Annotated in this window: 30 protein-coding genes; 21 read left to right on the top strand and 9 right to left on the bottom strand. The window is 68.6% G+C overall.

Annotation, left to right across the window (positions count from 1 at the left end; genetic code table 11):
* Positions 1-7 precede the first annotated feature (7 nt).
* Positions 8-913 (bottom strand): short-chain dehydrogenase/reductase, encoded by a 906-nt coding sequence (locus GC106_RS05205; RefSeq protein ID WP_173124981.1) that lies wholly within the window; start codon positions 911-913, stop codon positions 8-10.
* Positions 914-981: 68 nt separating this feature from the next.
* On the bottom strand, positions 982-1923 hold the full coding sequence (locus GC106_RS05200) for an aldo/keto reductase (RefSeq protein ID WP_173124979.1): 942 nt from the start codon (positions 1921-1923) through the stop codon (positions 982-984).
* 58 nt (positions 1924-1981) lie between these two features.
* Here GC106_RS05200 and GC106_RS05195 point away from each other — a divergent pair, with 58 nt between their 5' ends.
* Positions 1982-2809, top strand: a complete 828-nt coding sequence (locus tag GC106_RS05195; protein ID WP_173124977.1) for an LLM class F420-dependent oxidoreductase — start codon at positions 1982-1984, stop codon at positions 2807-2809.
* 164 nt (positions 2810-2973) lie between these two features.
* Here GC106_RS05195 and GC106_RS05190 read toward each other — a convergent pair whose 3' ends face one another.
* Positions 2974-3258 (bottom strand): DUF427 domain-containing protein, encoded by a 285-nt coding sequence (locus tag GC106_RS05190; protein WP_173124975.1) that lies wholly within the window; start codon positions 3256-3258, stop codon positions 2974-2976.
* A 65-nt stretch (positions 3259-3323) separates the two neighbouring features.
* Here GC106_RS05190 and fbaA point away from each other — a divergent pair, with 65 nt between their 5' ends.
* The 3 genes from fbaA to GC106_RS05180 all read left to right on the top strand — a co-directional run bounded on the left by fbaA (position 3324) and on the right by GC106_RS05180 (position 4982).
* Positions 3324-4358, top strand: a complete 1035-nt coding sequence (gene fbaA, locus GC106_RS05185; RefSeq protein WP_173124973.1) for a class II fructose-bisphosphate aldolase — start codon at positions 3324-3326, stop codon at positions 4356-4358.
* A 78-nt stretch (positions 4359-4436) separates the two neighbouring features.
* A complete protein-coding gene (locus tag GC106_RS48690) occupies positions 4437-4571 on the top strand; it encodes a hypothetical protein (protein WP_281368382.1) in 135 nt (44 codons plus the stop codon).
* Positions 4572-4583: 12 nt separating this feature from the next.
* Positions 4584-4982, top strand: a complete 399-nt coding sequence (locus GC106_RS05180; RefSeq protein ID WP_173124971.1) for a DUF3151 domain-containing protein — start codon at positions 4584-4586, stop codon at positions 4980-4982.
* Here the strand turns inward: GC106_RS05180 and GC106_RS05175 are convergent.
* Both GC106_RS05175 and GC106_RS05170 read right to left on the bottom strand, forming a co-directional pair.
* Entirely contained in the window at positions 4979-5605 is a 627-nt protein-coding gene (locus GC106_RS05175; protein ID WP_173124969.1) for an HNH endonuclease family protein, read from the bottom strand. The genes GC106_RS05180 and GC106_RS05175 overlap by 4 nt on opposite strands.
* A 76-nt stretch (positions 5606-5681) precedes the next feature.
* Positions 5682-6224, bottom strand: a complete 543-nt coding sequence (locus tag GC106_RS05170) for a TetR/AcrR family transcriptional regulator (RefSeq protein WP_173124967.1) — start codon at positions 6222-6224, stop codon at positions 5682-5684.
* Between the two features lie 79 nt (positions 6225-6303).
* Here GC106_RS05170 and GC106_RS05165 point away from each other — a divergent pair, with 79 nt between their 5' ends.
* On the top strand, positions 6304-7194 hold the full coding sequence (locus tag GC106_RS05165; protein ID WP_217280082.1) for a zinc-binding dehydrogenase: 891 nt from the start codon (positions 6304-6306) through the stop codon (positions 7192-7194).
* On the opposite strand, the gene GC106_RS05160 is transcribed toward GC106_RS05165, so the two are convergent.
* The gene (locus GC106_RS05160) at positions 7187-7867 is read right to left on the bottom strand and encodes a hypothetical protein (RefSeq protein ID WP_173124965.1); all 681 of its coding nucleotides are present in this window, start codon (positions 7865-7867) and stop codon (positions 7187-7189) included. The two genes, GC106_RS05165 and GC106_RS05160, sit on opposite strands and share 8 nt — an antisense overlap.
* A gap of 65 nt (positions 7868-7932) precedes the next feature.
* Between GC106_RS05160 and GC106_RS05155 the strand changes: the two genes are divergently transcribed.
* Positions 7933-9222, top strand: coding sequence for an adenylosuccinate synthase (locus GC106_RS05155; protein ID WP_173124963.1), 1290 nt, complete (start codon positions 7933-7935; stop codon positions 9220-9222).
* Positions 9223-9289: 67 nt separating this feature from the next.
* Here GC106_RS05155 and GC106_RS05150 read toward each other — a convergent pair whose 3' ends face one another.
* Complete coding sequence (locus tag GC106_RS05150) at positions 9290-10390, bottom strand: glycerophosphodiester phosphodiesterase (protein ID WP_173124961.1); 1101 nt, start codon at positions 10388-10390, stop codon at positions 9290-9292.
* A 176-nt stretch (positions 10391-10566) separates the two neighbouring features.
* On the opposite strand from GC106_RS05150, the gene GC106_RS05145 reads away from it, so the two are divergent.
* The 12 genes from GC106_RS05145 to GC106_RS05090 all read left to right on the top strand — a co-directional run bounded on the left by GC106_RS05145 (position 10567) and on the right by GC106_RS05090 (position 22840).
* Positions 10567-12567, top strand: coding sequence for a TRAP transporter permease (locus tag GC106_RS05145; RefSeq protein WP_173124959.1), 2001 nt, complete (start codon positions 10567-10569; stop codon positions 12565-12567).
* Positions 12560-13546, top strand: a complete 987-nt coding sequence (locus GC106_RS05140; protein WP_173124957.1) for a TAXI family TRAP transporter solute-binding subunit — start codon at positions 12560-12562, stop codon at positions 13544-13546. The genes GC106_RS05145 and GC106_RS05140 overlap by 8 nt, the downstream gene beginning before the upstream one ends.
* A 29-nt stretch (positions 13547-13575) precedes the next feature.
* The gene (purD, locus tag GC106_RS05135; protein WP_173124955.1) at positions 13576-14838 is read left to right on the top strand and encodes a phosphoribosylamine--glycine ligase; all 1263 of its coding nucleotides are present in this window, start codon (positions 13576-13578) and stop codon (positions 14836-14838) included.
* 114 nt (positions 14839-14952) lie between these two features.
* Positions 14953-15348 (top strand): hypothetical protein, encoded by a 396-nt coding sequence (locus GC106_RS05130; protein ID WP_173124953.1) that lies wholly within the window; start codon positions 14953-14955, stop codon positions 15346-15348.
* A gap of 10 nt (positions 15349-15358) precedes the next feature.
* The gene (locus tag GC106_RS05125; protein WP_173124951.1) at positions 15359-15949 is read left to right on the top strand and encodes a DUF3558 domain-containing protein; all 591 of its coding nucleotides are present in this window, start codon (positions 15359-15361) and stop codon (positions 15947-15949) included.
* A gap of 9 nt (positions 15950-15958) precedes the next feature.
* Complete coding sequence (locus GC106_RS05120) at positions 15959-17191, top strand: hypothetical protein (RefSeq protein WP_173124949.1); 1233 nt, start codon at positions 15959-15961, stop codon at positions 17189-17191.
* Complete coding sequence (locus GC106_RS05115; RefSeq protein WP_312872437.1) at positions 17188-17946, top strand: ESX secretion-associated protein EspG; 759 nt, start codon at positions 17188-17190, stop codon at positions 17944-17946. The genes GC106_RS05120 and GC106_RS05115 overlap by 4 nt, the downstream gene beginning before the upstream one ends.
* A 74-nt stretch (positions 17947-18020) precedes the next feature.
* Positions 18021-18317 (top strand): hypothetical protein, encoded by a 297-nt coding sequence (locus tag GC106_RS05110; protein ID WP_173124947.1) that lies wholly within the window; start codon positions 18021-18023, stop codon positions 18315-18317.
* A gap of 19 nt (positions 18318-18336) precedes the next feature.
* Positions 18337-19494: a transglycosylase SLT domain-containing protein gene (locus GC106_RS49210; protein WP_312872436.1), complete on the top strand. Its 1158-nt coding sequence runs from the start codon at positions 18337-18339 to the stop codon at positions 19492-19494.
* A gap of 298 nt (positions 19495-19792) precedes the next feature.
* Positions 19793-21379 carry an alpha/beta fold hydrolase gene (locus tag GC106_RS05100; protein ID WP_173125533.1) on the top strand — a complete coding sequence of 529 codons (1587 nt, stop codon included), beginning with the start codon at positions 19793-19795 and terminating at the stop codon, positions 21377-21379.
* Between the two features lie 40 nt (positions 21380-21419).
* On the top strand, positions 21420-22568 hold the full coding sequence (locus GC106_RS05095) for an aminotransferase class I/II-fold pyridoxal phosphate-dependent enzyme (RefSeq protein ID WP_173124945.1): 1149 nt from the start codon (positions 21420-21422) through the stop codon (positions 22566-22568).
* 110 nt (positions 22569-22678) lie between these two features.
* Positions 22679-22840, top strand: a complete 162-nt coding sequence (locus GC106_RS05090; protein WP_173124943.1) for a hypothetical protein — start codon at positions 22679-22681, stop codon at positions 22838-22840.
* Here the strand turns inward: GC106_RS05090 and GC106_RS05085 are convergent, their stop codons facing one another.
* Entirely contained in the window at positions 22841-23425 is a 585-nt protein-coding gene (locus GC106_RS05085; protein WP_312872435.1) for an HAD-IA family hydrolase, read from the bottom strand.
* 2 nt (positions 23426-23427) lie between these two features.
* Complete coding sequence (locus GC106_RS05080; protein ID WP_173124941.1) at positions 23428-24441, bottom strand: threonine aldolase family protein; 1014 nt, start codon at positions 24439-24441, stop codon at positions 23428-23430.
* 137 nt (positions 24442-24578) lie between these two features.
* On the opposite strand from GC106_RS05080, the gene GC106_RS05075 reads away from it, so the two are divergent.
* From GC106_RS05075 to GC106_RS05065, 3 genes are read left to right on the top strand one after another with little or no spacing between them, the layout of a single operon-like run.
* Entirely contained in the window at positions 24579-25100 is a 522-nt protein-coding gene (locus GC106_RS05075; RefSeq protein WP_173124939.1) for a SigE family RNA polymerase sigma factor, read from the top strand.
* Positions 25101-25114: 14 nt separating this feature from the next.
* Positions 25115-25882, top strand: coding sequence for a hypothetical protein (locus GC106_RS05070; protein WP_173124937.1), 768 nt, complete (start codon positions 25115-25117; stop codon positions 25880-25882).
* Between the two features lie 29 nt (positions 25883-25911).
* A complete protein-coding gene (locus GC106_RS05065; protein WP_173124935.1) occupies positions 25912-26496 on the top strand; it encodes a TetR/AcrR family transcriptional regulator in 585 nt (194 codons plus the stop codon).
* The last annotated feature ends 23 nt before the right edge of the window (positions 26497-26519 follow it).

Here is a 26519-nt window from a genome sequence, read left to right as displayed (position 1 = left end):
CCTTGATCTAACCCTGTTCGGTCGTCCTGTGGACAGCGTCCAGATCCGCGCGTGCGCCGGGGCCGACGATGCTGGCCTCCTTGCTGCCGCGCTCGGCGATGTCCTCGATCGCGGCCTTGTCCGCGGCGGGCATGATCCGCCGGGTGGACAGCTCGACCAGGCGCGGCAGGATCGCCCGGACCAGCTTGAGCGCGCCGATCCAGCCGGGAACGTGGATCGCCCGCGACCGTTTGGTGATGCCTTCACTGATCAGGTCGACCGCCAGCGACAGCGGGTACGTCTTGCCGGCCAGGCCTGGCGCGGCGGCCCGCAGCGCGCCGAAGACCGGATGCTTGTCGGCACTGTTGACCATGTCGGTGGCGATCCACGTCGGATGGGCCACGCCCACGGCCACGCCCAGGTGCCGGACCTCCGCGCGCAGGCTGTTGCCGAACGCCTCCACGCCCGCCTTGGCGGCGCTGTAGGCGGCGTTGCCGGGGATGTGCATGATCGCCGCGGCCGAGGACACCAGCAACGCGTATCCGCGCCGGTCGATCAGATGCGGCAGGCAGACCCGGGTCGTGCGCCAGACGCCGAGCAGGTCGACCTCGATCACGCGCTCGAACGCGGCCCGGTCGATCGACCGGGCGAAGCCGGTCGCCGCGATCCCCGCGTTGGCCACCAGCACGTCGATCCCGCCGAAGTGCCCGACCACGCCGCCGACCGCCTTCTCCAGGGCGTCCCAACTGGTCACGTCGGCTTCCCAGAACGCCGCGTCCGGCCCGCAGTCGGCGGCGACCCGCTTGAGCTCCTCGGGCTCCAGGCCGACCAGAGCGACCTTGGCGCCCTGCCGCGCCAGGTGCTTGGCCACGCCCGCGCCGATCCCGCGGGCGGCCCCAGTGATCAGGACGACCTTGCCTCGAACAGTGCTCACTGGGGCCTCCTCACCTCGGTCCGCTGACTCGACCGTACAGTAACCTACTGTCAGTAAGCTACTGTGAGTCAGGAAGAGGCTTCGTCCAGTTTCGCCAGCTCGTCCGGGCCGAGTTCGAGCGTCACGGACTGGATCAACGTGGGCACCTGCTCGGGCGTACGGGCACTCGCGATCGGCGCGACGATGTTCGGCTGATACCGCAACCACGCCAGGGCGACACTTCCCACGGGCACGTTGTGCGTCGCCGCGATCTCGTCCAGCACGGCGAGCACCCGCTTCCCACGCTCGTCGTAGTACACCGACGCACCCTTGGTGCGGACACTGCCGCCGCCATCGCCTTCCCGGCCGCGGTACTTGCCGGTCAGGAATCCCTTGGCCAGGCCGTAGTACGGGAACACGGCGAGGTTCTCCTTGGCCGCGATCGGTGCGTACGTGGACTCGTAACCCTGGCGTTCCATCAGGTTGTAGTGCGGCTGCAAGGCCACGTACCGGGCGAGTCCGTCCCGGTCGGCCGCGGCGAGCGACTGCGTGATCCGTTCGGCGGTCAGGTTCGACGCGCCGATGTACCGGACCTTGCCCTGTTCGACCAGGTCGGTGAACGCGCCGAGCGTCTCCTCGACCGGAACGGCCGGCTCGTGGTCGAAGTGCGCCCAGTACAGGTCGATGTGGTCGGTCCGCAGGCGCTTGAGCGACTCCTCGGCCGCCGCCTTGATCGTCCTGCCCGCCAGGCTCCGGAACTCCGGGTGCGCGCCGACCTTGGTGGCCACCACGATGTCGTCGCGGTTGCCGCGTTCGGTCAGCCACTGGCCGATGATCGTCTCCGACTCGCCACCCACGTTCCCCGGCGCCCACGCCGAGTAGGAGTCGGCCGTGTCCAGGAAGTTGCCGCCCGCTTCGGCGTAGCGGTCCATGATCTCGAACGAGGCCGACTTGTCCGCCGTGTACCCGAAGATGTTGGTGCCCAGGTTGAGCGGGTAGACGTCCAGATCGGTTCCGGGAATGTTCGTCATGCGTCGAACGTATCCCTGTGTGATGGTGACCGCAGTCGTTACGTCGAAAGGCGAGAACATGCAGCTTGGCAAGGTCGGGATCTGGAGCATGGTCCAGCTCTGGGCGGATCGCCCCGAGGTGGCCCGCGAACTCGAGGAGCTCGGGTTCGGCACGCTCTGGCTGGGCGGCTCACCCACTGGTGACCTGCGGATCGCCGAGGACCTGCTGGACGCGACGAGCACGCTGAAGATCGCGACCGGGATCGTGAACGTCTGGGTGACCGAGGCCGCCGAGGTGGCGGAGTCCTACCACCGGATCGAGGCCAGGCACCCGGGCCGGTTCCTGCTCGGGGTCGGCGCCGGGCACAAGCTGCTCAACACCGAGTACGAGAAGCCGTACACGAAACTGGTGTCCTATTTGGACGAGCTGGACGCCGCGGGCGTGCCCGTGTCCGGCCGTGCCCTGGCGGCGTTGGGGCCCAAGGCGCTGACGCTCGCGGCCGAGCGCACCGCGGTCGCGCACCCCTACTTCGTTCCGGTCGAGCACACCCGGCAGGCACGGCAGACCCTGGGAGACGGGCCGCTGCTCGCGCCGGAGGTCGCCGTCGTGCTCGAGTCCGACCGCGCGGTCGCCGACCAGATCATCCGCAAGTACACCGGTATGTACCTGCAGCTCTCGAACTACACCAACAACTTGCTGCGCCTCGGGTTCACCGAGGAGGACTTCGCCGACGGCGGCAGCGACCGGCTGATCGGCGCGTTGATCCCGCAGGGCGTGGACAACATCGTCGCGACGGTCGCGCAGCACCACGAGGCCGGCGCGGACCACGTGAACCTCCAGGTCCTCACCGCCGACGGTGCCCTTGACGTGGACGCGTTCCGTGCGTTGGGCAACGCTCTGACGTGACCTGTGCGCCTTGAGCCGATCCAGGCGGACCGCGGTGGTGGTCGGTGATCGTGCCCCGGGCGGTGTCGACCGAGTGCAACACCGCCCGGGCGTGGTCAGCCGATCGAGCGAGCATCCACGCCCAGTGGCCCGCTCGGCAGTGGGGCAGTCCGACTTGAGCCGCTCTAGTCGGTGACGTCGACGCCCTTCCAGAACGCCACGTGGTCCTTGATCTGCGCCGCGGCCTCCTTCGGTGCCGGGTAGTACCACGCCGCGTCCGGGTTCTCCGCGCCGTCGACCCGCAACGTGTAGTAGCTGGCCGTGCCCTTCCACGGGCAGACCGACGTGGTCTCGGAGGGCTGAAGGTACTGCTTGTTCACTGAATCGATCGGGAAGTAGTGGTTGCCCTCCACGACCACAGTGTTGTCACTCTCCGCTATGACGGTTCCGTTCCACCGTGCTATCGCCATACAGCCAGTTTGCTCCTCGTAGGATTCGGCTGCACAGGCATCTAGCCCCGAGGAGGACGAGACCGATGCCCATCGCCACACCCGAGGTCTACGCGGAGATGCTGGATCGGGCGAAGCAGAACGAATTCGCCTACCCCGCCATCAACGTCACCTCCTCGGAGACCCTCAACGCCGCGCTGCGTGGTTTCGCCGAGGCACAGAGCGACGGCATCATCCAGGTGTCCACCGGCGGCGCCGAGTTCGCGTCCGGGACCAAGGTCAAGGACATGGTCACCGGCGCCACCGCGCTGGCCGAGTTCGCGCACGTGGTCGCCGCGAAGTACCCGGTGAACATCGCGCTGCACACCGATCACTGCCCGAAGGACAAGCTGGACGGCTTCGTCCGGCCGCTGATCGAGATCAGCAAGCAGCGCGTCGCCCGCGGCGAGAACCCGCTGTTCCAGTCGCACATGTGGGACGGCTCGGCGGTACCGCTCGACGAGAACCTCAAGATCGCGGCCGAGCTGCTCTCGCAGACCGTCGAGGCCAAGATCATCCTTGAGGTCGAGATCGGTGTCGTCGGCGGCGAGGAGGACGGCGTCGCCAACGAGATCAACGACAAGCTGTACACCTCGGAAGAGGACTACCTCAAGACGATCGACGCCCTCGGCGCCGGTGAGCGTGGCCGCTACCTGCTGGCCGCGACCTTCGGCAACGTGCACGGCGTGTACAAGCCGGGCAACGTCAAGCTGCGCCCCGAGGTGCTCAGGCGCGGCCAGGAGGTCGCCGCCCAGAAGCTCGGCCGCCCGGCCGACGACAAGCCGTTCGAGCTGGTGTTCCACGGCGGTTCGGGCTCCGAGCTGTCGGAGATCCACGAGGCGGTGTCGTACGGCGTGGTGAAGATGAACATCGACACCGACACCCAGTACGCCTTCACCCGCCCGATCGCCGAGCACATGTTCAAGAACTACGACGGCGTGCTCAAGATCGACGGTGAGGTCGGCAACAAGAAGACCTACGACCCGCGCAGCTACCTCAAGAAGGCGGAGACCGCGATGGCCGACCGCATCATCGAGGCCTGCCAGCACCTGAAGTCCGCCGGCCGCATGATCGCCGGCTGACGGCGGCAGCCCGACCTGACGAAGCCCGCGCCGTCCCGGCGCGGGCTTCGCCGTTCATGCCGCATCCCGCTCGATCGGGTGAACTTCCTTGCCGGTGCGGCGGCCGGGCCACCAGGGTGCTGGGGCGTGATGCCGAAACGCGTTGTCGCCGCTGTCGTTCTCGCCTGTCTCGCGATCGCCACCCTGGGGGCGCTCGCCGGGCTGCTGAGCTGATTGGATGGGGTCATGCAGAACAACCTGCTTGGCCCCGAACCGACGTTCCTGCCCGAGCGCGCTGAGCAGCAGGCCGCCATCGAGGCCGGCAAGGACGCGGCTGAGGTCGCCGCGGCCTGGCCGGACTTCAGCGAGGCCTGGGCCGTGCTCGCGGAGCAAGCCCTCGGCAGGGGCGAGAACGTGGCGGCGTACGCCTACGCCCGCACCGGCTACCACCGCGGCCTGGACCAGTTGCGCCGCAACGGCTGGAAGGGCTTCGGCCCGATCCCGTGGAGCCACCGCCCCAACCAGGGATTCCTGCGGGCACTGGCGGCACTGGGCAAGGCCGCCGACGCCATCGGCGAGACCGAGGAGTACGACCGGGTCAGGAAGTTCCTCGAGGACTCCGACCCGGCCGCGCCCCAGATCTAGCAGCGGTCGAGCATCGAGTTGAGCGCTGACTTCTCCGCGGAGTTCACCGTCAGCGTCCACTTGTACTTCGAGCCGATCCACATCCGGGCGTAGGTGCACCAGTAGGACGTGAGCGGCGGCTTCCACGCGTCGGGTGACTTGTCGCCCTTGGCCTGGTTGACGTCGTCGGTCACCGCGATCAGCTGCGGGCCGGACAGGTCGTTGGCGAACTGCTGTCGTTTCGACGTCGTCCACGACCGCGCGCCGGTCCGCCACGCGTTGGCGAGCGGGATGATGTGGTCGATGTCCACGTCGGACGCGGCCGACCAGGTGGCGCCGTCGTACGGGCTGTACCAACCACCCGAGGTGGCGGCGCAGGACGAGTCGACGACGACGTTGGTGCCGTCCCGCTTCAGCACTTGCTCTCTGGTGTTGCAGCTGCCGGAAACGGTCGTCCAGTGCGGGAACAGGTCACGGCTGTAGCCGGTCATGGTCCCGTCGGGCGCGACGGTCAGCGCGTTGAGCTGACTGCGCGCGGTGGTCGCGCTGGGAATGCCTGGCGGGGTCGCCGACGCCACCACAACCATTCCGAGCAGCAGAGCGACGACGAGCAGCAGGGTCCGTAAGGCATTTTTGGCGATCATGTCACCTCCGTGGCATTGGTCACTCGAAGGTGACTGACGGAGATGGCGCGGGCAATACCTCCGGGTGACGCCCGGACTACCGGTGCTCTAACTCGGACTCGATCACCGCCCGCATCAGCCGCGCCGTGTGGTCCGCGATCTCCGCCGCTGAGCAGGGCCGATCATGGGTCAGCCACCACGTGATCGACTGCACCGCGATCGCGCCGAGGATGGTCGGGGTCAAAGAATTCCCATCATTCCCAGTCAGGTGCCCGGAGCTGAGCGACGCCAGTTTCGCGCGCATCTTGTCGGCGAACCACGACCCTGCCTTGCGGCTCAGCAATGCCTTGTAGAGCCGTTCGTAGGTGGCGATGTGGTCGAAGAACGCCACCCAGCGGTCGTCGCGGGTCTCCGGCGCGGTGTCCATCAGCGGGCCGAGCGCGTCGTCGAAGACCTGCTCGGCGAGGTGGTACTTGTCCTTGTAGTTCCGGTAGAACGCGGCCCGGCTGACCATCGCGCGTGCCGTGATCTCGCCGACCGTGATCCGCTCGAAGCCGCGCTCGTCGATCAGCTCGACCAGGGCGTCGCGCAGCAGTCTGCGGGTCCGCCGTACCCGCAGATCACCTTCGGGCCGAGACAATTCGCGCTCCTTGTCCAGGATGGGACAGCCCGGCCCGATTGCTCGTTGGCCGCGGGCCGCTCGCCGGACAGTGTGCCTCATGAGAGACAAGGTGTCTCGTAACGAGGAGTCGATCATGCGAGTTGTCCGTGTCCCCGAGTTCGGAGCGCCGGACGTGATGCGTGTGGACGAAGCCGAGCGGCCGGAACCCAAGCCGGGCCAGGTGCTGGTCGAGGTGGAGCTGGCGGCTGTCCTGTTCGCCGACACATTGGCGCGGCGTGGCGCCTTGCCGTGGCCGCTGCCGTACGTCCCCGGCATGGAGGTCGGCGGCGTGGCCGACGGCCGCCGTGTCGTGGCCAGGACAGCGGGACTGCAAGGCGGCTACGCGGAATTCGCCTTGGCCGAAGAGGTGTACGCGGTCCCGGACGGGATGCCGATGGCGGACGCCTTGGCGTTGTTCGGCGGCGGTGACATGGCGATCGGCCTGCTTGACGCGATGCGTGTGGACGAGACCGACACGGTGTTGATCACGGCCGCGGCCGGCCGGATCGGGTCGATGCTGGTGCAGCTGGCCAAAGCCCGTGGCGCACGGGTGATCGCCGTGACGAGCCACAGCGAAGTGCCGGATTCAGTGGCGTACGACGGCGACTGGGGCGAGCCCACGGTCGTGCTCGATTCCGTGGGCGGCGAGGTCGCCGAGAAAGCCATGGCGGTGGCCAAGGACCGAGTCGGGCTCTACGGGTTCGCGTCGGGCAGCTGGCCGAAGCTGGACGCCGACCTGATCGCCCGCAAGGGACTGACCGTGGTCGGCGCGTCCGCCGTGGTCCGACGACGGACTCCGGAGAAGCAGCGCGCCGACGCCGAGCAGGCCCTCAACAGCCGCCTGCAGGCCAAGATCCACGCCGTCCACCCGTTGGCGGAGGCCGCGAAGGCACACCGCGAGATCGAGGAGCGCCGGAACGTCGGCGCCGTGCTGCTGCGGGTCAGATGACGCCGCGAGCCACGCGGAGGTCCGAGGTGTGCCGGTACCACGTCCAGCGTTGCGTCGGCCGAGGGTGCGTGACGCCGTCCTTGACCGGGTTCACCGGCAGGCTGCCGAGTTGGAAGGCGCGGCCACGGAACTCGGTGACGCGCTTGCCGAGCAGGCCGCGCCGGATCACCCGGACGATCAGCCCGTTGCGGCCGGACGGGTCGGGCGTCACCTCGATCCCGCTCACGCCGCCGCGTAGCGCGGTCGTGTCGTCGCAGTAGGCCACGCCCCGGGTCGGCCCGATCCTGCCCAGTCCGACCAGCACGCCTCCGGCGTCGTCGCGGATCAGCGGGATCGGGTCGACGTCACCGCGCAGCGCGACCTCGATCGCCTTGCCGGTGTCCGGCGGCAGACCCCACAGATCGGCCACCCAGGAGTCGCCGACCGGCACGAACCCGACTGTGATCTCGTCGACAAGTTCTTTGCGCAACACCCGCAGGACCACCGCGGCCAGGTCCGCGTCCGTGCCGAGCACCGCCAGGCGGCGCCCGGAAAGGTCCTTGAGCAGGGGATCCACGTCCGGGCGAGCCGGATTCGACGGCACCGCACGCACCTCGACGTCATCACGCTGCGTCAACGACGTCCACCGACCGTGGCCGGCCGAATCGCCGCAGGCCAGTACGAGTGCACCCACGCTGAGCTCCTGGTCTAGTCTTCCTTACCGGCATTTCGCACGCCCGAATCCACCTGGAGTCTCACATGCCGGCCATCGTGGTCATCGGCGCCCAATGGGGCGACGAAGGTAAAGGCAAGGCAACCGACCTGTTCGGTGACCGCGTCCAGTGGGTCGTCCGCTACCAAGGCGGCAACAACGCAGGGCACACCGTGGTTCTTCCCGACGGTCAGAACTTCGCGCTGCACCTGATCCCGTCCGGCATCCTCTCGCCGAACGTCGACAACGTGATCGGCAACGGCGTGGTGGTCGACCCCGGTGTGCTGCTGGAGGAGCTGTCCGGGCTGGAGGCCAGGGACGTCGACACCAGCAGGCTGCTGATCTCCGCGGACGCGCACTTGATCATGCCGTACCACGTGGCCATCGACAAGGTCACCGAGCGGTACCTGGGCAAGGCCAAGATCGGCACGACCGGCCGCGGCATCGGGCCGTGCTACCAGGACAAGGTCGCCCGGGTCGGCGTGCGGGTGCAGGACCTGCTGGACGAGAAGATCATGCGGCAGAAGGTCGACGCCGCGCTGGACTTCAAGAACCAGGTGCTGGTCAAGGTCTACAACCACCGCGCGCTGGACCCCAACCAGGTCGTGGACACCGTGCTGGAGCAGGGCAGCAAGTTCCTCAGCCGGATCGCCGACACCCGCCTGCTGCTCAACCAGGCGCTGGAGCGCGGCGAGAACGTGCTGCTGGAGGGCTCGCAGGGCACCCTGCTGGACGTCGACCACGGCACGTACCCGTTCGTCACGTCCTCGAACCCGACCTCCGGCGGCGCCGCGGCGGGTTCGGGCATCGGCCCGACCCGGATCACCACGGTGATCGGCATCCTCAAGGCGTACACCACGCGGGTCGGTTCCGGGCCGTTCCCGACCGAGCTGACCGACGAGATGGGCGAGAGCCTGCGCAAGCAGGGCGGCGAGTTCGGTGTCACCACCGGGCGTTCCCGCCGGACCGGCTGGTTCGACGCGGTGATCGCCCGGTACGCGCAGCGGGTCAACGGCATCACCGACTTCTTCCTCACCAAGCTGGACGTGCTGTCCGGTTTGGACACCGTGCCGGTCTGCGTCGGGTACGAAGTGGACGGACGGCGGATCGACGACATGCCGATGACGCAGACCGACGTGCACCACGCCATCCCGGTCTACGAGGAAATGCCCGGCTGGTGGGAGGACATCACCGAATGCCGGGAGTTCGGCGAACTCCCGGCGAACGCGCGCGCCTACGTCGAACGGCTGGAGGAACTGTCGGGCGCCCAGGTCTCCGCGATCGGCGTCGGCCCCGGCCGCGAACAGACGATCGTGCGGCACGAGATGGTGCGCTGACCGCCCATCCAGTACCAGCGCTTGCGCTGGTACTGGATGCACCCCGCGCTCGCGTGCGGGGCGGAGGTCAGCGGCGGGCCTTGCGGGCCTCCACCGCCGTGTCCGGGTTGTCCGTGAACACGCCGTCGACGCCGGTGGCGAAGAACCGCTCGAACTCGCCCAACGCGTTGCCGTACTCGGCCGGGATCGCCGAGGAACGGAAGTCCGCGGGCAGGAAGTTGTTCTCGTTGCGGAAGGTGTACGGGACGACCTTCAGGCCGGCCTTGTGCGCGTCACCCACGAGCGAGGTCGGCGCCTTCAGGAAACCGGTCGGGTCGCGCGGGATGACCTGCGACTTCTCCGGGCCGAGCCAGTCGGCGTAGCGGGCCACGTCACGCAGGCCCGCCGGGCTGACGATGTCGGCGTAGGTCCGCGGGTCGCCCTTGGCGACGAAGTCGTACGGCGCGCCCGTGGCGCCGGTCAGCTGGACCAGCTGCACCCGCAGGGAACGGTTGAGGGCGACCAGGTTGCCGACCTCGAAGGACTGCACGACCACCTTCGCGTGCGGCTGGTTGAGGCCGTTGCGGTCGAGGGTCCGGATCAGCGCGGGCTCCAGGGGCTTGCCGATCGACTGGAAGTAGGTCGGGTGCTTGGTCTCCGGCGCGATGCCGATCTCCCGGTGCAGCTCCCGGGACAACCGCTTGCTCAGGTCGATGACCTCCTGCAGGGTCGGCACCTCGAAGCGCTTGTCGTAGATCGTGTTGCGCTGGCGCAGCTGCGGGATGCGCTCGGTCGCGCGCAGCGTCTTGAGCTCCGCGAGCGTGAAGTCCTCGGTGAACCAGCCGGTCAGCGGGCTGCCGTCGATCGTCTTGGTGGTCTTGCGGCCGGCGAACTCCGGCCGTGCGGCCACGTCGGTCGTGCCGCCGATCTCGTTCTCGTGCCGGGCCACCAGCACGCCGTCCCTGGTCGAGACGAGGTCGGGCTCGATGTAGTCCGCGCCCATCCGGGCGGCCAGCTCGTACGAGGCCAGGGTGTGCTCCGGGCGGTAACCCGAGGCGCCGCGGTGGCCGAAGACCAACGGGGTGGCCTGGGCGCCCCCGCCGCGCTCCTGCTGCTCCGCGGTCGCCGAGCCGACCAGCGCGACCAGTGCGAAGCCCGACAACGCCACTGCGGCGAGCCGTTTACCCATCACGTGCCTCCTTGCTGAAACGAAGTGCGTGGACGCTACCTCTGGTTCCTGCACGTACGGCCACGTCCGGATGAACGTTGCGGGTTGGCACCGGCTTGCCGCAAGAGGTGATGACTGTCCTAAGGCACTGCTAAGACATCTGTGACCTCGCCCACGGCAGGAGGTAGGTTCGCCGCGTGACGACCGCAGAGCAGCGCAGCGTTGACGACATCGTCGGCGCGCACGACGAGGAACGACCGGCGCGCAAGCTATCCGGACGCTGGGAACGCGCGCTGTGGATCATCGGCGCCGGTGTCGCGCTGCTCGTGCTCAAACAGGTCTTCCTGCCGTTCGACCAGGGCAACCAGTACTACCTGGTGATCTTCCTGGCGGTCACGCTGCCGCTGGTGTTCCTGTCGTACCGGCCGAAAGGCCGCAGCGGCAAGGAAAAGGACGACCCCGGTGTGATCGACTGGGTACTGTCCGCGATCACGCTCGTGGTCGCGCTGTACCCGTTGCTGACCGGGTTCGACGCCTTCCTCGACCGGCAGGGCCAGCTGTCCGCAGTGGACGTTGTGGCCGGCGCGCTGCTGCTGGTGCTGATCCTGGAGGCGACGAGGCGCACGACCGGGCTGGTCCTGCCGATCATCTGCCTGGTCTTCCTGGCCTACGCCTACTACGGCGGCTTCCTGCCGCAGAGCTGGTCGATCTCGCACGCGGGGATGAACTTCGACGAGATCATCAGTGCCCTCTACGACCCGAGCAACGGCTTCTTCGGCACGCCGCTCGACGTCGCGGCCACGTACATCGTGCTGTTTACGATCTACGGCGCCGTGCTGGCGAACTCGGGCGCGGGCGCCTTCTTCGTCGACTTCAGCTTCGCGTTGTTCCGCAAGTCCCGTACCGCGCCCGGCCGGACGACCGCGTTGTCCGGGTTCCTGCTCGGCACGGTCTCCGGTTCGGGCACGGCGACCACGGTCACGCTCGGCGCGATCACCTGGCCGATCCTGAAAAAAGCCGGATACCCCAAGGAGAACGCGGGTGGCCTGCTGGCCGCGTCCGGTATCGGCGCGATCCTGTCGCCGCCGACGCTCGGTGCCGCCGCGTTCATCATCGCCGAGTACCTCGAAACCTCGTACCTGACCGTCCTGCTCTGGGCGATCGTGCCGACGCTGCTCTACTACCTCGGCATCGTGTTCGCCGTCGAGGCGGACGCCCGCCGGTTCGGCGCGCACTCGGTGGACCTCGACACGCCCAAAGCCTGGACCGTGCTCGCCAAGGGCGGGTACCACTTCGCCTCCCTGGCGATCATCGTCGTGTTCCTGGCGTTGGACATCCCGCCGTTCTCCGCGGTGGTCTACGCGTCCGGCGTGGCGGCGCTGTTCTCCTTGGCCACCAGGCTTTTCGCCGAGGACAAGCGGGCCGCCGTCACGACATGGCTGAAGGAGCTCGTCGACTCGCTGTCCGAAGGCATCCGTGGCGCGCTGCCGGTGATCGCGGTCTGCGCCGCGGCGGGCGTGATCACGTCGACGATCACCAAGACCGGCCTCGGTCAGGTGCTCGCGGACTCGTTGGTCAAGGCAGCGAACTCGTTGTCGGACAACCCGACGGTCGTGCTCGCGTTCACGGTCGTGTTCTGCGCGCTCGCGGTTTGTGTTCTGGGCCTTGCGGTTCCGGTCACCGCGTCGTTCATCATCTCGTGGGTGGTGATCGGCCCGGCGTTGATCACGCTGGGCGTCGAGCCCGCCGAGACCGCGATGTTCATCTTCTACTACGCGGTGCTGTCGGAGGTCACGCCGCCGACCGCGCTCGCGGCCGTCGCGGCGTCGGCCATCACCGGCGGCGCCGTGATCAAGACCATGTGGCAGACGTGGAAGTACACGCTGCCCGCCTTCCTGGTGCCGTTGGCGTTCGTGCTCACCGAAAACGGTTCGGCCTTGCTGCTTCAGCGTCCGTTCCTCGACGTGCTGTGGGTGACGGCGGTTTCGGCGGTCGGTGTCGCCATGCTCGCGGTCGTCACCACCGGCTGGCTGATCGGTCCGGCGAAGCTGCCGGTGCGGATTCTGTGCGTGCCCGCGGCTTTGCTGTTGCTGTACCTCCAGCCACTTTCCATCGCGATCGGTGCGGGCTTCGCCGCGGCGGCCGTCATCGTGCACCTGGTGTTGCGGCAAAAGGACAAGGAGATCAACCGTGCGTAGGACACTCGTCGGCGTCTTGGGGCTCGCGCTGGTGGCCACCGGCTGCGGCGGCAAGCGGGAGGACGCCCCCGCGGCTCAACAACCCGGCGGCGGGCAGGCCGCCTGTGAGGCGGCCGACGGCCGGGTCACCATCGCCACCGGCAACGTAGGCGGCGTCTACTACGTGCTCGGCGGCGGCCTGGCCCAGGTGATCAGCAACAACTCCAAGCTGAAGGCGACCGCCGCGGACACCGGCGCGTCCGTGCAGAACATCCAGCAGCTGGGCGACAAGACCTACGACATCGCCTTCTCGCTCGCCGACACGGCGGCCGACGCCGTGCAGGGCAAGTCCGCGTTCGAAGGCAAGCCGCAGAAGGTCCAGGCGCTGGCGCGGATCTACTCGAACTACACGCAGGTCGTCGTGCGTGCCGACAGCGGGATCAACAGCGTCGCGGACTTCCGGGGCAAGCGGATCTCGACCGGCTCGCCGAAGTCCGGCACCGAGGTGATCGCCAACCGCCTGCTGCAGGCGGCCGGGCTGAAGGACACCGACCTGTCGCCGCAGCGGCTGGCGTTGCGCCAGACCGTGGACGGCATGAAGGAGGGCAAGATCGACGGCCTGGTCTGGTCCGGCGGCCTGCCCACCCCGGAGATCACCGACCTGACCACGTCCATGGGCGACAAGGTGAAGTTCATCGACATCACCCCGCAGCTCGGCGCCCTCAAGCAGCTCAACCAGGTCTACGACCAGGGCACCATCCCGGCGGCCACCTACAAGCAGCCCGCGGACGTGCCGACCGTCGTGGTGCCGAACTTCCTGCTGGTCCGGGAGGACTTCCCGGCGGGCAACGCGTGCGCGGTCACCAAGCTGATCTTCGACAAGAAGGCCGACCTGGAGAAGACGCACCCGTCCGCCAAGGACATCACCAAGGAAACGGCCGTCAAGACCGATCCAGTACCACTGCACCCCGGCGCCAAGCAGGCCCTCGGCGTGAGCTGAACGGACCAGAGCACCTATCCTCATCAGTCGTGCGAGTTCTGGTCATCGGGTCTGGGGCCCGAGAGCATGCCCTTGTTCTTGGCCTGTCACGGGACCCGAAGGTCACCGCGTTGGCCTGCGCGCCGGGCAACGCCGGCATAGCCGCGGTCGCCGAGCAGTACGGCGTCGAGGTCGCCGATCCCGCCGCGGTCGCGGCGCTGGCGGCCAAGTGGCAGGCCGACCTGGTCGTCATCGGCCCGGAAGTGCCGCTGGTCGCCGGGGTGGCGGACGCCGTCCGCGCGGCGGGCATCGCCTGCTTCGGCCCGTCCGCCGAGGCCGCGCGGATCGAGGGCTCGAAGGCGTTCGCCAAGGAGATCATGACGGCCGCCGGGGTCCCGACCGCGCACAGCGAGGTCGTGGACAACCCGGCCCGCCTGGACGCCGCGCTGCGCCGCTTCGGCCCGACCTACGTGGTCAAGGACGACGGCCTGGCCGCGGGCAAGGGCGTCGTGGTGACCACGGACCTCGCGGCCGCCCGTGCGCACGCGATGACCCTGCTCGAAGGTGGCCACCCGGTCCTGCTGGAGTCGTTCCTGTCAGGACCGGAGGTGTCCCTGTTCTGTCTGGTCGACGACCGCACAGTGGTGCCGCTGCTGCCCGCGCAGGACTTCAAGCGGGTCGGCGACGGCGACAGCGGGCCCAACACCGGCGGCATGGGCGCGTACACGCCGCTGCCGTGGGCCTCGGAGGACCTGACGGCCACGATCGTCGAGACGATCGTCCAGCCGGTGGTCGACGAGATGGCAGACCGGGGCGTGCCGTTCTCCGGCCTGCTCTACGCGGGCCTGGCGATCACCCCGACCGGCCCGCAGGTGATCGAGTTCAACTGCCGCTTCGGCGACCCGGAGACCCAGGCCGTGCTGGCCCTGCTGCGCACGCCGCTCGGCGAGCTGCTCAACGCGGTGGCCACCGGCAACCTCGCCGCGCAACCCCCGCTGGAGTGGGCGGAGGGTTCGGCGGTGACCGTGGTCGTCGCGGCCGAGGGCTACCCCGGCAGGCCGCGGACCGGTGACGTGATCGCGGGCAGTGAAGCCGAGGGCGTCCTGCACGCGGGCACCCGCAGGCGTGACGACGGAGCCGTGGTGTCGACGGGTGGCCGTGTGCTGTCGGTCGTGGGTACGGGCGACGACCTGGAGGCGGCGCGTCAGGATGCGTACCGTCGGATCGAGAACCTGCACTTGGCCGGGTCGCATCATCGGACGGACATCGCCCTGCGTGCGTCCCGTGGCGAAGTCGCGGTCCCCGCTAGCTGATTCGGTGGAACCGGTTCGCCGGTTTCTTCGTCAAACTTCAGGTAGCGGTCTACCACCGGTTGATAGCCTCGCGAAGTGAGACCGGACGACTACGGAACGTACGGGGGTGCGTGGATGAACGAGACGACCGGCTCATCCTTCTGGGCGAACATGCTGGCGTCGATGCCGGAGGCACCGCCCGCCAGCACGGCGACGATGAAGGTCAACCACGACAACGTGCTGGCCGCGGCGAAGATCATCCAAACCCAGATCGACGCCCTGACCGATACGTTCCGGCACCACGGTCAGGCTCTGTTCGTCGAACCGACGGCGGACGACCCGGTCAGCCAGGACGCGGCAGCGGCGTGGAATTTCCGGCTGGTCGAAGCGGACGACTCCTATGCCGCCCGGATTCAGGACTACATGGAAAGCCTGAAGAAGCTGATCACTCAGCTGAAGGAAAGCGCGAAGACGTATGGCTTCAGTGAGCAGGACATCGAGGCCAGCTTCGGCGGGGTCGTCGTTGATTAGGTTCGCGTTGGTGGCCGCCGTGGCAGGCCTCGTGCTCACCGGATGCACCGAAACAGATCCCGGTGAGGCGGTACCCCCGGCCCCGACCACTCCGACCGGCGGGGCCTCCGGTGGTGGCGGCCAGCCGACCGTGGCCGTTCCACCGCGGCCGCGAGACATCAGTCTCGACGGTGTCGATCCTTGCAAACTCTTCAGCCCGGCCCAGCTCCAGCAGATCAAGGTCTCCCGGCAGAAGAACGACGTCCAGACCGAAGAGGTCTTCAAGGGTGCTCCGGTCTGCGCGATGGACGGTGCCGACGGTCAGGCCTACTTCGACTACGAGGCCTGGTTGGTGACCACCGAGGGAATCGATCCGTGGCTGAGCGGAAAGCGCAACGTCGATGCCAAGCTGGTGTCGATCGACGGGTTTCCCGCAGCCAGCATCAAGGTTCGCGGCACGACCAGCTTCACCTGCCAGACCGCTGTCGGAGTCGCCGACAACCAGCAACTGATGGTGCAGTTCCGGCCCACCACTCGAGGTGCTTTCACCCAAGAGCAGATGTGTCAGAAGAGCGAGCAGGCCGCGACGCTCGCCATGCAGACCCTCAAGACCCTGAAGTGAGGAACCGTCATGACCGGAACCGACATCGGTGACTACCGATTCGCCGGCTACAGCAACGAGGAACTCGCCGTCATGGTCGACCAGATCCGGCAGGGTCGTGGTTCGGAGAGCATGAATCGCGCGGTCGACGCGCTCACGGCGATCGCCAACGGCCTCAAGCAGACCGACGAGGTCCTGCGCACCGAACTGGCCAAGATCGGGGTCGAGTGGACCGGCGCGTCCAGTGAGGACGCCACGGTCGTGATGACCGACTCCGCTCAGTACGGCGGCTCGGCGACCGGCACGATCACCAGTTCCGCCGGGGCTGTCTGCAACCAGGGTGACGACTACTCCCGCACCCGCAACTGCGCCCCCGAGTCGAGCGCCCTGCGTGGTGCCAAGGACTACAACGTCATCGACAAGCTCCTGCTGCACACCACGGACCACTCCAAGGAGGTCCAGCGCACGCAGGCGGCCAGGGCGCAGGCCGTCGACACCATGACCAACTACGCCAACGCCAGCCGGAACAACCTGGCCGGCTACCAGTCCCTGCCGGTTCCGCCCAACATGAGCCTCGACGCGGCGCCGCCGCCGCGTGCGGGTGTCGGGACGAGCATTTCGAGCGTCGGCGGTGGGCCTTCGGCGTTCGTGCCGGGTGGTGCGTCGGCGCCTGGTGTTCCCGGGTCGGCGGGCGTGCCCGTCGGCGCGTTCGACGCCACGCACCAGAGCCCGACCGGTGGCGGAGCGCCTGGTCAGAACCCTGGCCTGCCGGGCCAGCCGCCGGGGGCGGGCAAGGTCGTCGGTGTCGGCCCGATGCCGGGACCGGCCGGGGTCGGGCCGTTGCAGCCGGGGACTGCGCCGACGCCGCCGATGCGCCCCTACTACGAGGGCATGACCGCCGCGGTCGCCGGAATGGCCGGTGGCGCCGGTGGTGGTGCGGCCGTGGGGTCCGTCGGCAACAAGGACCGCCTCGCGCCTCGCGGTGGCGCCGGGCGTGGTCCGGGTGTGGTTCCGCCTGGTGGTTCGCGGGGCGCGTCCGCGCTCGGCGCGTTGCCGCCGGAGGAGGCCGCGGCCGCCAAGACGGCTGAGCGGGTCGGCGCGAAGAGCAAGCCCGGCGTGTCGATGATGCAGCCCGCGGCGGGCACCGCGCAGAGCGAAGAGGACGAGGAGCACGTGCGCAAGTACGGCATCGAGGCCGAGGACGTGTTCGCCGACGGCCGGATGGTCATGCCGTCGGTCCTGGGTGAAGACGACGACGAGTGAGCCTGGTTCTCTCCGCGCTGGAGTTCGACGTCGTCTGGGAGAGCGAGCGGCTGCCGGACCGGCACGTCGCCCTCGACGTGCCCAGCCCCGGCAAGACACACACGGAACGGGCCGAACTGGTCCGCAAGACCTGGAAGGCGCTGGAGTCGCGCGGCCTGGCGCGGTCCGGCCGGGCCGAGCCCGAGCTGGTGGACATGCTGGACGTCCTGGCGCACCCGCACGTCAGCATCGACGTGTGGGTGTGGGCCGGGCGCGAGGTGAAGGCGTTCGCGGCCCAGGCGGGCAGGCAGGCGCAGCTGGCCGTGGTCGACGAGGGACAGGTCTGGCTGATCCCGGCGCGGGACACCGCGCTGGCCGAGTCGGCGGTGTCGGTCGCCGGGGAGATGGTCGCCGGGCCGGGGCGTTCGGTCAGCCTGCCCAACGACCTGGTGACCGCGGCGGACAACGAGTCGCACGGCGACACCAGGAAGTTCATCACCACCCTTGAGGCCAAGGGTGTCGCGTTGACCGACGCGCAGACGTTGACGTCGATGCTCGGCGGAATCACCACGCGCGGGCAGTTCGGCGCCGAACGCCGTCACCGCGATCAGCGAATTGTCCGCGCTGAACGAGTTGTCGCATTTCACGACACCCCGGAAGGCCGTTATCTCGACCTGGTGAAACCCAGTCCGGACGGCCGGACCTGGCTGACCGTCTCGCCGGCCGACAACCAGCGGCTGGCGACGTTCGTGTGGGAACTACTCGAAGAGATCTGAATTCACTTCAGGGCGGGCGGGAACCCGCGAGGGGTTCTCGTGCGTCACATGTTCGGGTGGCGAAGGGGTGGGCCGTGGCCGACTACAACATCGAGGCGATCAACAACTGCATGACCGGCGTGCAGAACTTCAAACCGAAGTTCGGCCAGATCGCCGACTCGTTCCACAACGTGCCGAGCGACCCCGGTGCCTACGGTGAGCTGCCGAGCTCCGGCGCTGTGTCCGGTGCGGTCGACGAGGTGAACAGGCTGATGCTCACCGAGTTCGACAAGGCAGAGCAGTTGCTCGACGGGATCGCCCGCGCGCTGGACGCGGTGATCCAGAGCGTGCGGAACGTCGAAGAGCACACCGCCAAGACGATGACGGTGTGAGTCCTGGGGAGGATGTGCGGTGAGCGCTGCTGAGGCGGTGGCGAACTATCCGGGCGGCGGAGCCGTGCTCGCGGCCGCGCGGAAGGTCGAGAATGCGAACAGTGGCGCGATCACCGCCGCGGCGCAACGCCTTACCGAGGCGGGCACGAATGTCGGCGAACACGGCACAGGCGTGGCGAATTCGGTCAAATCGCTCGACGCTGCCTGGCAAGGTGTGTCCGCCGATCAGTTCGTGGCCTATATGGACCGGTTCGCCAAAGCCGGTACGGCGTGTGGCGAGGGACTGGTGAAAGCCGGTGCGGCACTGACCAAGGTGGCCTCCGCGATCGACGAGGCGAAGCATTTTGTCGCCAATCGGTGTGAACAGGTGCTCGGTGAGATCAAACGGATCGCGCAGCAGAACCCGGAGGCCGACCAGGCGCGGATCGACGCCGCGATCCGGCCGTTGACCGCCGCGGCCGCGACCGACATCGAGAACAAGCTCAGGGAGACCGACGAGCAGCTGAAGGCGGCGGCGAGCGAGATCAAGGCCGCCGCGAACCCGGGCGCCCGGTTCTCCGACATCCCCGAGCCCGGCAGCCAGCCGTACGTGCCAGGTCCGGGCAAGACGATCGACTGGCAGCCCGAAGCACCGCGGGACCAGCGGACCACACCGGCCGACGCGGGCACCAAGCCCGGTCAGAACACGCTGTCCAACACCAGTGGCGGCGGTTCGAACCAAGGCGGCGGAGGCAGCGGCGGTGGCGGCTTCAGCGGCGGTGGTGGAGGTGGCGGTGGCGGCCTCGGCCCCAGCGGCGGCCCGCCCGCCGGCCCGCCGCCCGGCAACGTCCAGGAGTGGATCCAGCAGGCGTTGCAGGTATTGCGCGCCAACGGGATCAACGTCAGCGACGCGGACGTGCAGAAGATCTGGACGATCATCCAGCACGAGTCCGGCGGAAATCCCAACGCGATCAACAACTGGGATTCGAACGCTGCCAAGGGCACGCCGTCCAAGGGGTTGATGCAGTGCATCGACCCGACCTTCAACAGCTACAAGCTGCCTGGGCACGACAACATCTGGAACCCGGTCGACAACATCTGCGCGGGCGTGAACTACGCGATCTCCCGCTACGGCTCGTTGGACAACGTGCCCGGTATCAAGGCGATGGCGAACGGTGGTGCCTACCGCGGCTACTGACCCCGGCCAATTGGTCCTTTGAGGACGATGGTGTCAGTTTCTCGCCACATTTCCGGTACTTCCGTCGCGCGGACCGGAATGGTTCCGCTGTCACGTCCTGACATGCGCAAATGCCCTATCGTGAATGGGTTTTGACCGGTAAGTACGTCCAGTCGGTTCCGGCGGATCAGCCGAAAGTCTGATGTGCGGCCAATTCGTGGCTTCTAGGTTCGTGCCGTCATGGCTTCGCTGTCGGACTGAGAGGATGGCTATGTCGGGGATCAGAGGGAGTCGATGGGCACGCGGGGGCGTGACCGCGATGGCTGTCCTGGCCGTTGCCGGGCTGGCGTCGCCGGCTGTCGCGGCGCAACCGGCCGCGTTACAGGAGTTCTACAGTCAGCCGCTTTCCTGGGCGCCGTGTGCGGAGGAAGGGGAGCTCGCCACGTTGCAGTGCGCCACCTTGGTGGTGCCGATGAACTACCGCAAACCTGACGCCGAGCGCATTTCGGTGACGATCAGCAAACTGCCCGCGAAGGACCCGGCCAAGCGCCGCGGTGTGCTGCTGATCAACCCCGGTGGTCCCGGCGGTCCGGGCGTGGACATGCCGCTGGTGTTCGCCGACCGGCCGATCGCGCAGGTCTACGACATGATCGGCTTCGATCCGCGTGGTGTCGGCCGCTCCACTCCGTTGCGGTGCGAGGTCAGCCCGGCGATCGCCGACTTCCCGTCCCGGCCCACCGACGCCGAGTTCGAGCTGTACACGGCACAGGCGCGCAACGACGAGGCCGCATGTGAACGGGCCGCCGGTGGTCTGCGGCCGTACGTCAACACCCCGAACACCGCCCGCGACATGGACGTCATCCGGGGAGCGCTCGGCGAGAAGAAGATCAACTACCTCGGTTTCTCGTACGGCACGTACCTCGGCGCGGTGTTCGGCAGCCTCTTCCCGGCCAGCCTGGACCGCAACGTGCTGGACTCCTCGGTGAGCCCGGACTGGATCTGGCGCGAGCAGTTCAAGCAGCAGGCTGTGGCCATGCGTGAGAACGTCGACGCGTTCTACACGTGGGTGGGCGAGCGCAACTCGGTGTACGGGCTGGGCAAGTCCTACGCCGAGGTCTTCGCCACCACCGAGGCCCTCGCCGCGAAGCTGGCGACCAAGCCGATCAACGACCCGGATTTCGGCGAGGTGGACCGGACGATCTACGACGCGATCGTCGGCGCGAACGCGCGCTACCGCCCGTTGTGGGACGCGTTGGCCCAGGTCATCAAGGCCTTCAAGGCCGCGTCCGACGGCACCCTGGCGCCCGGTTCGGCGGAGCTCGCCGACGCGGCCAAGGCCGCGAAGCTGATGAAGGACCTCGCCATCGCCGAGACCGTCAACGGCGTGTTCCAGACCGTCACGTGTGAGGCCGACTGGCCGGGCGACCTGTCGATCTACTACAACGACATGAAGCTGTTCCGCGAGAAGTACCCGTACGGCTTCGGTGTCTACCGCGCGGCGCCGACCGAGTGCACCTTCCGCAGCTTCAAGCCGGCGGACAAGGTGACCGACCTCAAGCGTGCCGGTTACCCGACGGGACTGGTCATCCAGGCCGACGGTGACTCGCAGACCCACTACGACGGCGGTCCTGCCATGGCGGCCAAGCTGAGGGACCAGCTGGTGTCCGTGGCCGACGACGGCACGCACAGCCTGTACAGCCGCAACGCGTGCGCGTCCGACATCATCGACAAGTACCTGGTCGACGGCGTGCTGCCGGGTACCCGCGTCACCTGCCCTGGCGACCCGAGGCCGAACGTGCCCGCGGACGGCGAGCAGAGCGGCCAGCGTCCGGCGAACGCGGCCGGGGTGGCCGACACCGTGCAGCAGTACATCTCCGCGAAGAGGCTGGGCAAGGGCGTGTACTGAGCGGAAGCCCGGGGCGCGTGGGTGACTTAGGCTGGCTGACATGGTCAACAGCCCGCTGACGGTCGCCGCACGCGCCCTCGTGCCGCCGTTCTACGTCATGGACGTCCTGGAGGCCGCCAACGCGCGTCAGCGCGCCCAAGGCGACGTGGTGTCGTTGGCGGCCGGGCAGCCATCCGCACCGGCGGCCGCGCCGGTGCTCGAAGCCGCCGAGAAAGCCTTGCACGGCAACAAACTCGGTTACACCGAGCAACTGGGCATCCCGGAGTTGCGGGAGGCGATCGCGGGTCACTACGACCGGATGTACTCGCTTGAGGTGTCGCCGCAGGACGTCGTGGTGACGACCGGTTCGTCCGGTGGATTCCTGTTGTCGTTCCTGTCCGCGTTCGACGCGGGCGACCGGGTCGCGCTGGCCCGGCCGGGATACCCGGCGTACCGCAACATCCTGACCGCATTGGGTTGTGAGGTGGTCGAGATCGACACCTTCCAGCCCACCGTCGAGCTGCTCGACCAGGTGGGCCCGCTGAAGGGTGTCGTGATCGCCAGCCCGGCGAATCCGACCGGCACGGTCGTCGCCGGAGCGGAGCTGGCCGCGATCGCCGGATGGTGCGCCGAGCGTGGCGTCCAGCTGATCAGCGACGAGATCTACCACGGCATCGACTACGGGCTGAAACCCGCGACGGCCTGGCAGTACAGCCGTGAGGCCGTGGTGGTGAACTCGTTCTCCAAGTACTTCGCGATGACCGGGTGGCGCCTGGGCTGGTTGCTCGTGCCGCGGCGGCTGCACCGCGCGGTCGAGTGCCTGATCGGCAACTTCAACATCTGCGCACCGGCGATCGCCCAGCACGCCGCCGTCGCCGCGTTCACCGAGGAGTCGTACCGGGAGCTGGACGGGCACGTCGAGAAGTACCGGGCGAACCGGGACACGCTGCTGGCCGGGCTGCACCGGCTCAAGATCGACCGGCTGGCCCCGGCGGACGGCGCGTTCTACGTCTACGCCGACATCGAGCACCTCACGCACGACGCGATGAGCTGGTGCCAGCGGCTGCTGGCGGACACCGGGCTGGCGATCGTGCCGGGCACCGACTTCGACCCGGAGCACGGCTCGAGGTTCGTCCGGCTCAGCTTCGCGGGCGCGCACCACGAGATCGAGGAGGCGCTGCGCAGGCTCGGCGGCTGGGTGAACCCCTGACGTGCGATATCGGGGTCATTCCCGATGGGCCGGGCGGCCGGGCACTGGTTGACTGGGAACCACGGGTGAGCGCGGATCGTTCACTTCATGACCCGACGGGGAGGCTGGACATGGTAGTGAAGATCATCGGCGCGATCGTCCTGATCTGGCTGGCGTTCATGGTGCTCGGCTGGATCCTGTCCGCCTTCAAGTGGGTGCTGATCATCGCGGCGGTGGCCACGGTGGGAGCGCTCGCCTACGGTGCCATCAAGCGCTCCCAGATCAAGTCGTAGCTACAGAATTCCCACGGCGGTCAGGTGCTCACGGGCCTTGGCCGCCGAAACCCAGAGTTGCGCGTCGATCCCGGCCGCGGCGGCGCCGTCGATGTTGACCTGACGGTCGTCGAAGAACACGCAGTCGCGCGGCCGGGCACCCAGGCGGTCGAGCAGTTCCGCCCACATCTCCGGGTCCGGCTTGGCCATCCGCAGGTCACCCGAGAAGATCAGGTGCTCGAACTGCCTGCTCCACGCCTCGACTTCGACCAGGCGCCCGAACGCGGACGGGGCGTTGGACAGCAGTGCCAGCCCGTGGCCCGCGGCCTTGAGGTCCGTGATCAGCTCCAAAGTGGACTGCTCGGTGACCAGCCAGCCGGTGGTGTCGATCTTGGTCAGCTGCGCGGAAGTCGGCTCGTCCAGCTCCTTGCCCGCGACCGCCGACCAGTACTCCCGGTCCGGCATGCCGCGGTCGTACGCCTCCCGGTGCGCCCAGTAGGCGCTCTCGAAGGCGACCGAGTCCGCCCCCAGCACTTCGGCGAGCTCAGGCAGTGCGGCGGTCCGCTTGCTGATGACCTCGCCGTAGTCGAACACGATCCAGCGCACGATCACTCCTTCTCCAGTCGGCGCAACACTTCGGTGATGTCGTCGGCGGAGACGTCCCGGTGCGTGACGAACCGGACCCGGCCGGCCATCGGCACCGCGAGCACGCCGACTCGTTGCAGTTGAGCCAATGCCTGCGCGACATCCGGAACGCTCGCCATCACGATGTTGGTCTGCGGCGTGGCGACCTCCCAGCCGAGCTCGGCGAGACCGTCGGCCAGCGCACGCGCGTTGGCGTGGTCCTGCGCCAGGGACTCGATGTTCTCCAGCGCGACCAGTCCGGCCGCGGCCAGCACACCGCCCTGCCGGACGCCACCGCCCAGCATCTTGCGAGCCCGGCGGGCCTCTTCGACGAACGCGGCCGGTCCGGCGACCATCGAGCCGACCGGGGCGCCCAGCCCCTTGCTGAGACACACCTGCACGGTGTCCGCGCCGGCCGTCAACGCGGCGGGCGGCAGGCCGAGAGCGACGGACGCGTTCCAGATCCGGGCACCGTCCAGGTGCACGGTCAGGCCGGCTTCCTTGGCCACGGCGACCAATTCGGCGTGCTCGTCCGGCGGTGTCACGGTCCCGCCCGCGGCGTTGTGCGTGTTCTCCAAGCACAGCAAGGTCGTGTACAGCCCGAAGTACGGCTGCGGCCCGCCGATCGCGGCCCGCAACGTCTCGGCCGTCGGTCTCCCGGGGCCGCCGTCCCACGGCAACGGCTCAGGCATGCCGCCGGCCAGCCAGGCGCCGGCGCCGAGCTCGTTGGAGATCACGTGCGACGCGGCCGTCGCCAGGAACCGGTCACCTCGTTTGACGTGCAGCATCAGCGCGATGATGTTGCCCATGGACCCGCTGGGCACCCACAGTGAGGCCTCGACGCCGAGCAGTCCGGCGATCTGCTCCTCGAGCCTGGCCATGGTCGGGTCGCGGTCGAGCACGTCGTCGCCGACCTCGGCGGCGGCCATCGCGGCCCGCATCCGATCGTCCGGTTTGGTGACGGTGTCCGAGCGCAGGTCGATGATCGGTGCGGTCACGAAGCGATCCCACCAATGTCGCGGCCCCGGAGGCAACCCGGTCCGGGGTGTGGCGTAGAACTCATCGCACGACCGTGCAACCGTGGAGGCGGTGCGGTCCGTCCCCTAGCCGAAGACGACGAGCGGAGAGAGTCCGCGTGGATCAGCGCGACGAGCAGGAGTTCGCGGAGTACTTCGAGGCTCGGCGGGATGCCGTGCGTCGGACCGCGTACTTGCTGTGCGGAGACTGGCACCGCGCGGACGACCTGGCTCAGACCGCGTTCGTCGCGTTGCACCGCAGGTGGCGCAAGGTGCGCGACCGGGGCGCCCTGGACGCCTACGTCCGCCGGACGGTGGTGCGCGCGATGATCGACGAGTCGCGACGGCCCTGGCGGCGGGAGCGGTTCGTCGACCAGATGCCCGAGCCCGCGCCGAGCACCGATGGCGAGGTGGGCGACACGGTCGCGACCAGGTCGGCTCTGCTCGGCGGCCTGAAACGGGTGCCGCCACGGCAACGTGCGGTGCTCGTGCTGAGGTTCTTGGAGGGCCTGGACGTCGCGGCGACCGCCGAGACGCTCAAGTGCTCCGAGGGCACGGTGAAGAGCCAGACCGCACGCGGCCTGGCCGCCCTGCGGGAGGCGCTGGGCGACTCGCTGGACGATCTGCGACCGGCAACGTGAGGAGGTGGATGTAGGTGGACGAGAAGAAGCTGTCCGAGCTGTTCAAGGACGTGGTGCGGGACGTCCCACCGGCCACCTTCGGCACGGGCGAGGTCCGGCGGGCATCACAGCGTGCCGCGGTGAAACGCCGCAACACTGTCGTGGGCGCCTCCGTGCTGGCCTTTGCCCTGGTCGTGGGCGGAACTGTGACCACTGTCGCTCTTTCGGGTGGATTCGAGAGCCCGACAGCGGCTAATGCCCCCGCTGTCGCGCGCGGAGATGCCCCCACCGGTGGCACTATGGAACGTGGAGAGGGAACAGGGCCCGACAGCGTGCCGCTCACGCTGAACGAGCAGCCCCCTCTTGACCCGAACAGCCGGTCGGATCTGCCTAAGCAGGGAGGCACTCCGACTGGTTCCGCCGGCACAGCCGGCAGCACCCCGAGTGGGTGCCAGGCGGACCGGGAGCTCGCTGCTGCCCTCGCGGGCGAGCTCCCGGCCGCCCCCACCAGAACCGGTGTCGGCGTGCCTTTCGGCTGCCCGCAGGGCTCGCGTGGCGCGGCGTACAAGGTCACCGACGGCAGCAGGACCGGCACGATCTCGGTCGTCCTGGTGCCCGAGGGCAGCGCCCCGAACGCCCCACTCGGCAGCGACGTCTACGGCACCGCCAACGCCGCGAGCGAAGCGGGCAAGGGCGGGACACTGCACGTAGTCAGCCAGCCCGATCCGAACGTCGAACCGGCCGAACCGCCGTTCGTCGACACCATCGCCAGGATCGCCGCGGACCTCGCACCCAGGTTCTGACCGGCACCAGCACTACGCTTGGTCGGACTATGACTGCCGCGAGTACGCCCAAAGGTGAACGCCGCCGCCAGGCGCTGGTCGAGGCCGCGGCGCAACTGCTCGCCGAGGGCGGATTCGACGCCATCCGGCACCGCGCGGTGGCCGAGCGGGCGGGGCTGCCGCTGGCATCGACCACGTACTACTTCGACTCGCTCGACGCGTTGATCACCGCGGCGGTCATGCACCGCGGGGAGATCGAGTTCTCGCGTGGCTGGGCTCAGCTTGAGCAGGCGCCGGCCAACGCGGGGTTCGACACCCTGGTCGAACTGGTCCTCGACCAGTTGCTCGGCGACGAGCCGGAATCAGGGGACGCCGAAGCCGTGCTTCTGAGGTACGAACGGCTGGTCGCCACCGGCCGCCGGCCGTATCTCAAGCCGGTCATGCGCAGTGATGCCGTCAAGCTGCGGGAACTGCTGTGCGCGATCTTCGCCAAGTGCGGGATGCCGGTGGAGGCCGAGCGGATCGAGCAGGTGATCGCCCTGGTCGACGGGGCCGTGCTGAACGCCATCATCGAGATCCACGCCGACCCGCGGGCACGGGCCCGCCAGATGCTCCGGGCGGCGCTCCAGAAATAGGCGTGCAACCCGCGCAGCCCGGC

It is taken from the genome of Kibdelosporangium persicum (assembly GCF_013280595.1).
Taxonomy (GTDB): domain Bacteria; phylum Actinomycetota; class Actinomycetes; order Mycobacteriales; family Pseudonocardiaceae; genus Kibdelosporangium; species Kibdelosporangium persicum.
This window is presented reverse-complemented; position numbering and strand designations above follow the sequence as displayed.

Excerpts from the sequence above, each read along its gene's own strand:
- GC106_RS05065 (WP_173124935.1), top strand. The coding sequence starts at position 25,912 with ATGACTGCCGCGAGTACGCCCAAAGGTGAACGCCGCCGCCAGGCGCTG.
- GC106_RS05195 (WP_173124977.1), top strand. The coding sequence starts at position 1,982 with ATGCAGCTTGGCAAGGTCGGGATCTGGAGCATGGTCCAGCTCTGGGCG.
- GC106_RS05150 (WP_173124961.1), bottom strand. The coding sequence starts at position 10,390 with ATGGGTAAACGGCTCGCCGCAGTGGCGTTGTCGGGCTTCGCACTGGTC.
- fbaA (WP_173124973.1), top strand. The coding sequence starts at position 3,324 with ATGCCCATCGCCACACCCGAGGTCTACGCGGAGATGCTGGATCGGGCG.
- GC106_RS05190 (WP_173124975.1), bottom strand. The coding sequence starts at position 3,258 with ATGGCGATAGCACGGTGGAACGGAACCGTCATAGCGGAGAGTGACAAC.
- GC106_RS05095 (WP_173124945.1), top strand. The coding sequence starts at position 21,420 with ATGGTCAACAGCCCGCTGACGGTCGCCGCACGCGCCCTCGTGCCGCCG.
- GC106_RS05175 (WP_173124969.1), bottom strand. The coding sequence starts at position 5,605 with ATGATCGCCAAAAATGCCTTACGGACCCTGCTGCTCGTCGTCGCTCTG.
- GC106_RS05100 (WP_173125533.1), top strand. The coding sequence starts at position 19,793 with ATGGCTGTCCTGGCCGTTGCCGGGCTGGCGTCGCCGGCTGTCGCGGCG.
- GC106_RS05200 (WP_173124979.1), bottom strand. The coding sequence starts at position 1,923 with ATGACGAACATTCCCGGAACCGATCTGGACGTCTACCCGCTCAACCTG.
- GC106_RS05120 (WP_173124949.1), top strand. The coding sequence starts at position 15,959 with ATGACCGGAACCGACATCGGTGACTACCGATTCGCCGGCTACAGCAAC.
- GC106_RS05180 (WP_173124971.1), top strand. The coding sequence starts at position 4,584 with ATGCAGAACAACCTGCTTGGCCCCGAACCGACGTTCCTGCCCGAGCGC.
- GC106_RS05130 (WP_173124953.1), top strand. The coding sequence starts at position 14,953 with ATGAACGAGACGACCGGCTCATCCTTCTGGGCGAACATGCTGGCGTCG.
- GC106_RS05165 (WP_217280082.1), top strand. The coding sequence starts at position 6,304 with ATGAGAGACAAGGTGTCTCGTAACGAGGAGTCGATCATGCGAGTTGTC.
- GC106_RS05090 (WP_173124943.1), top strand. The coding sequence starts at position 22,679 with ATGGTAGTGAAGATCATCGGCGCGATCGTCCTGATCTGGCTGGCGTTC.
- GC106_RS05155 (WP_173124963.1), top strand. The coding sequence starts at position 7,933 with ATGCCGGCCATCGTGGTCATCGGCGCCCAATGGGGCGACGAAGGTAAA.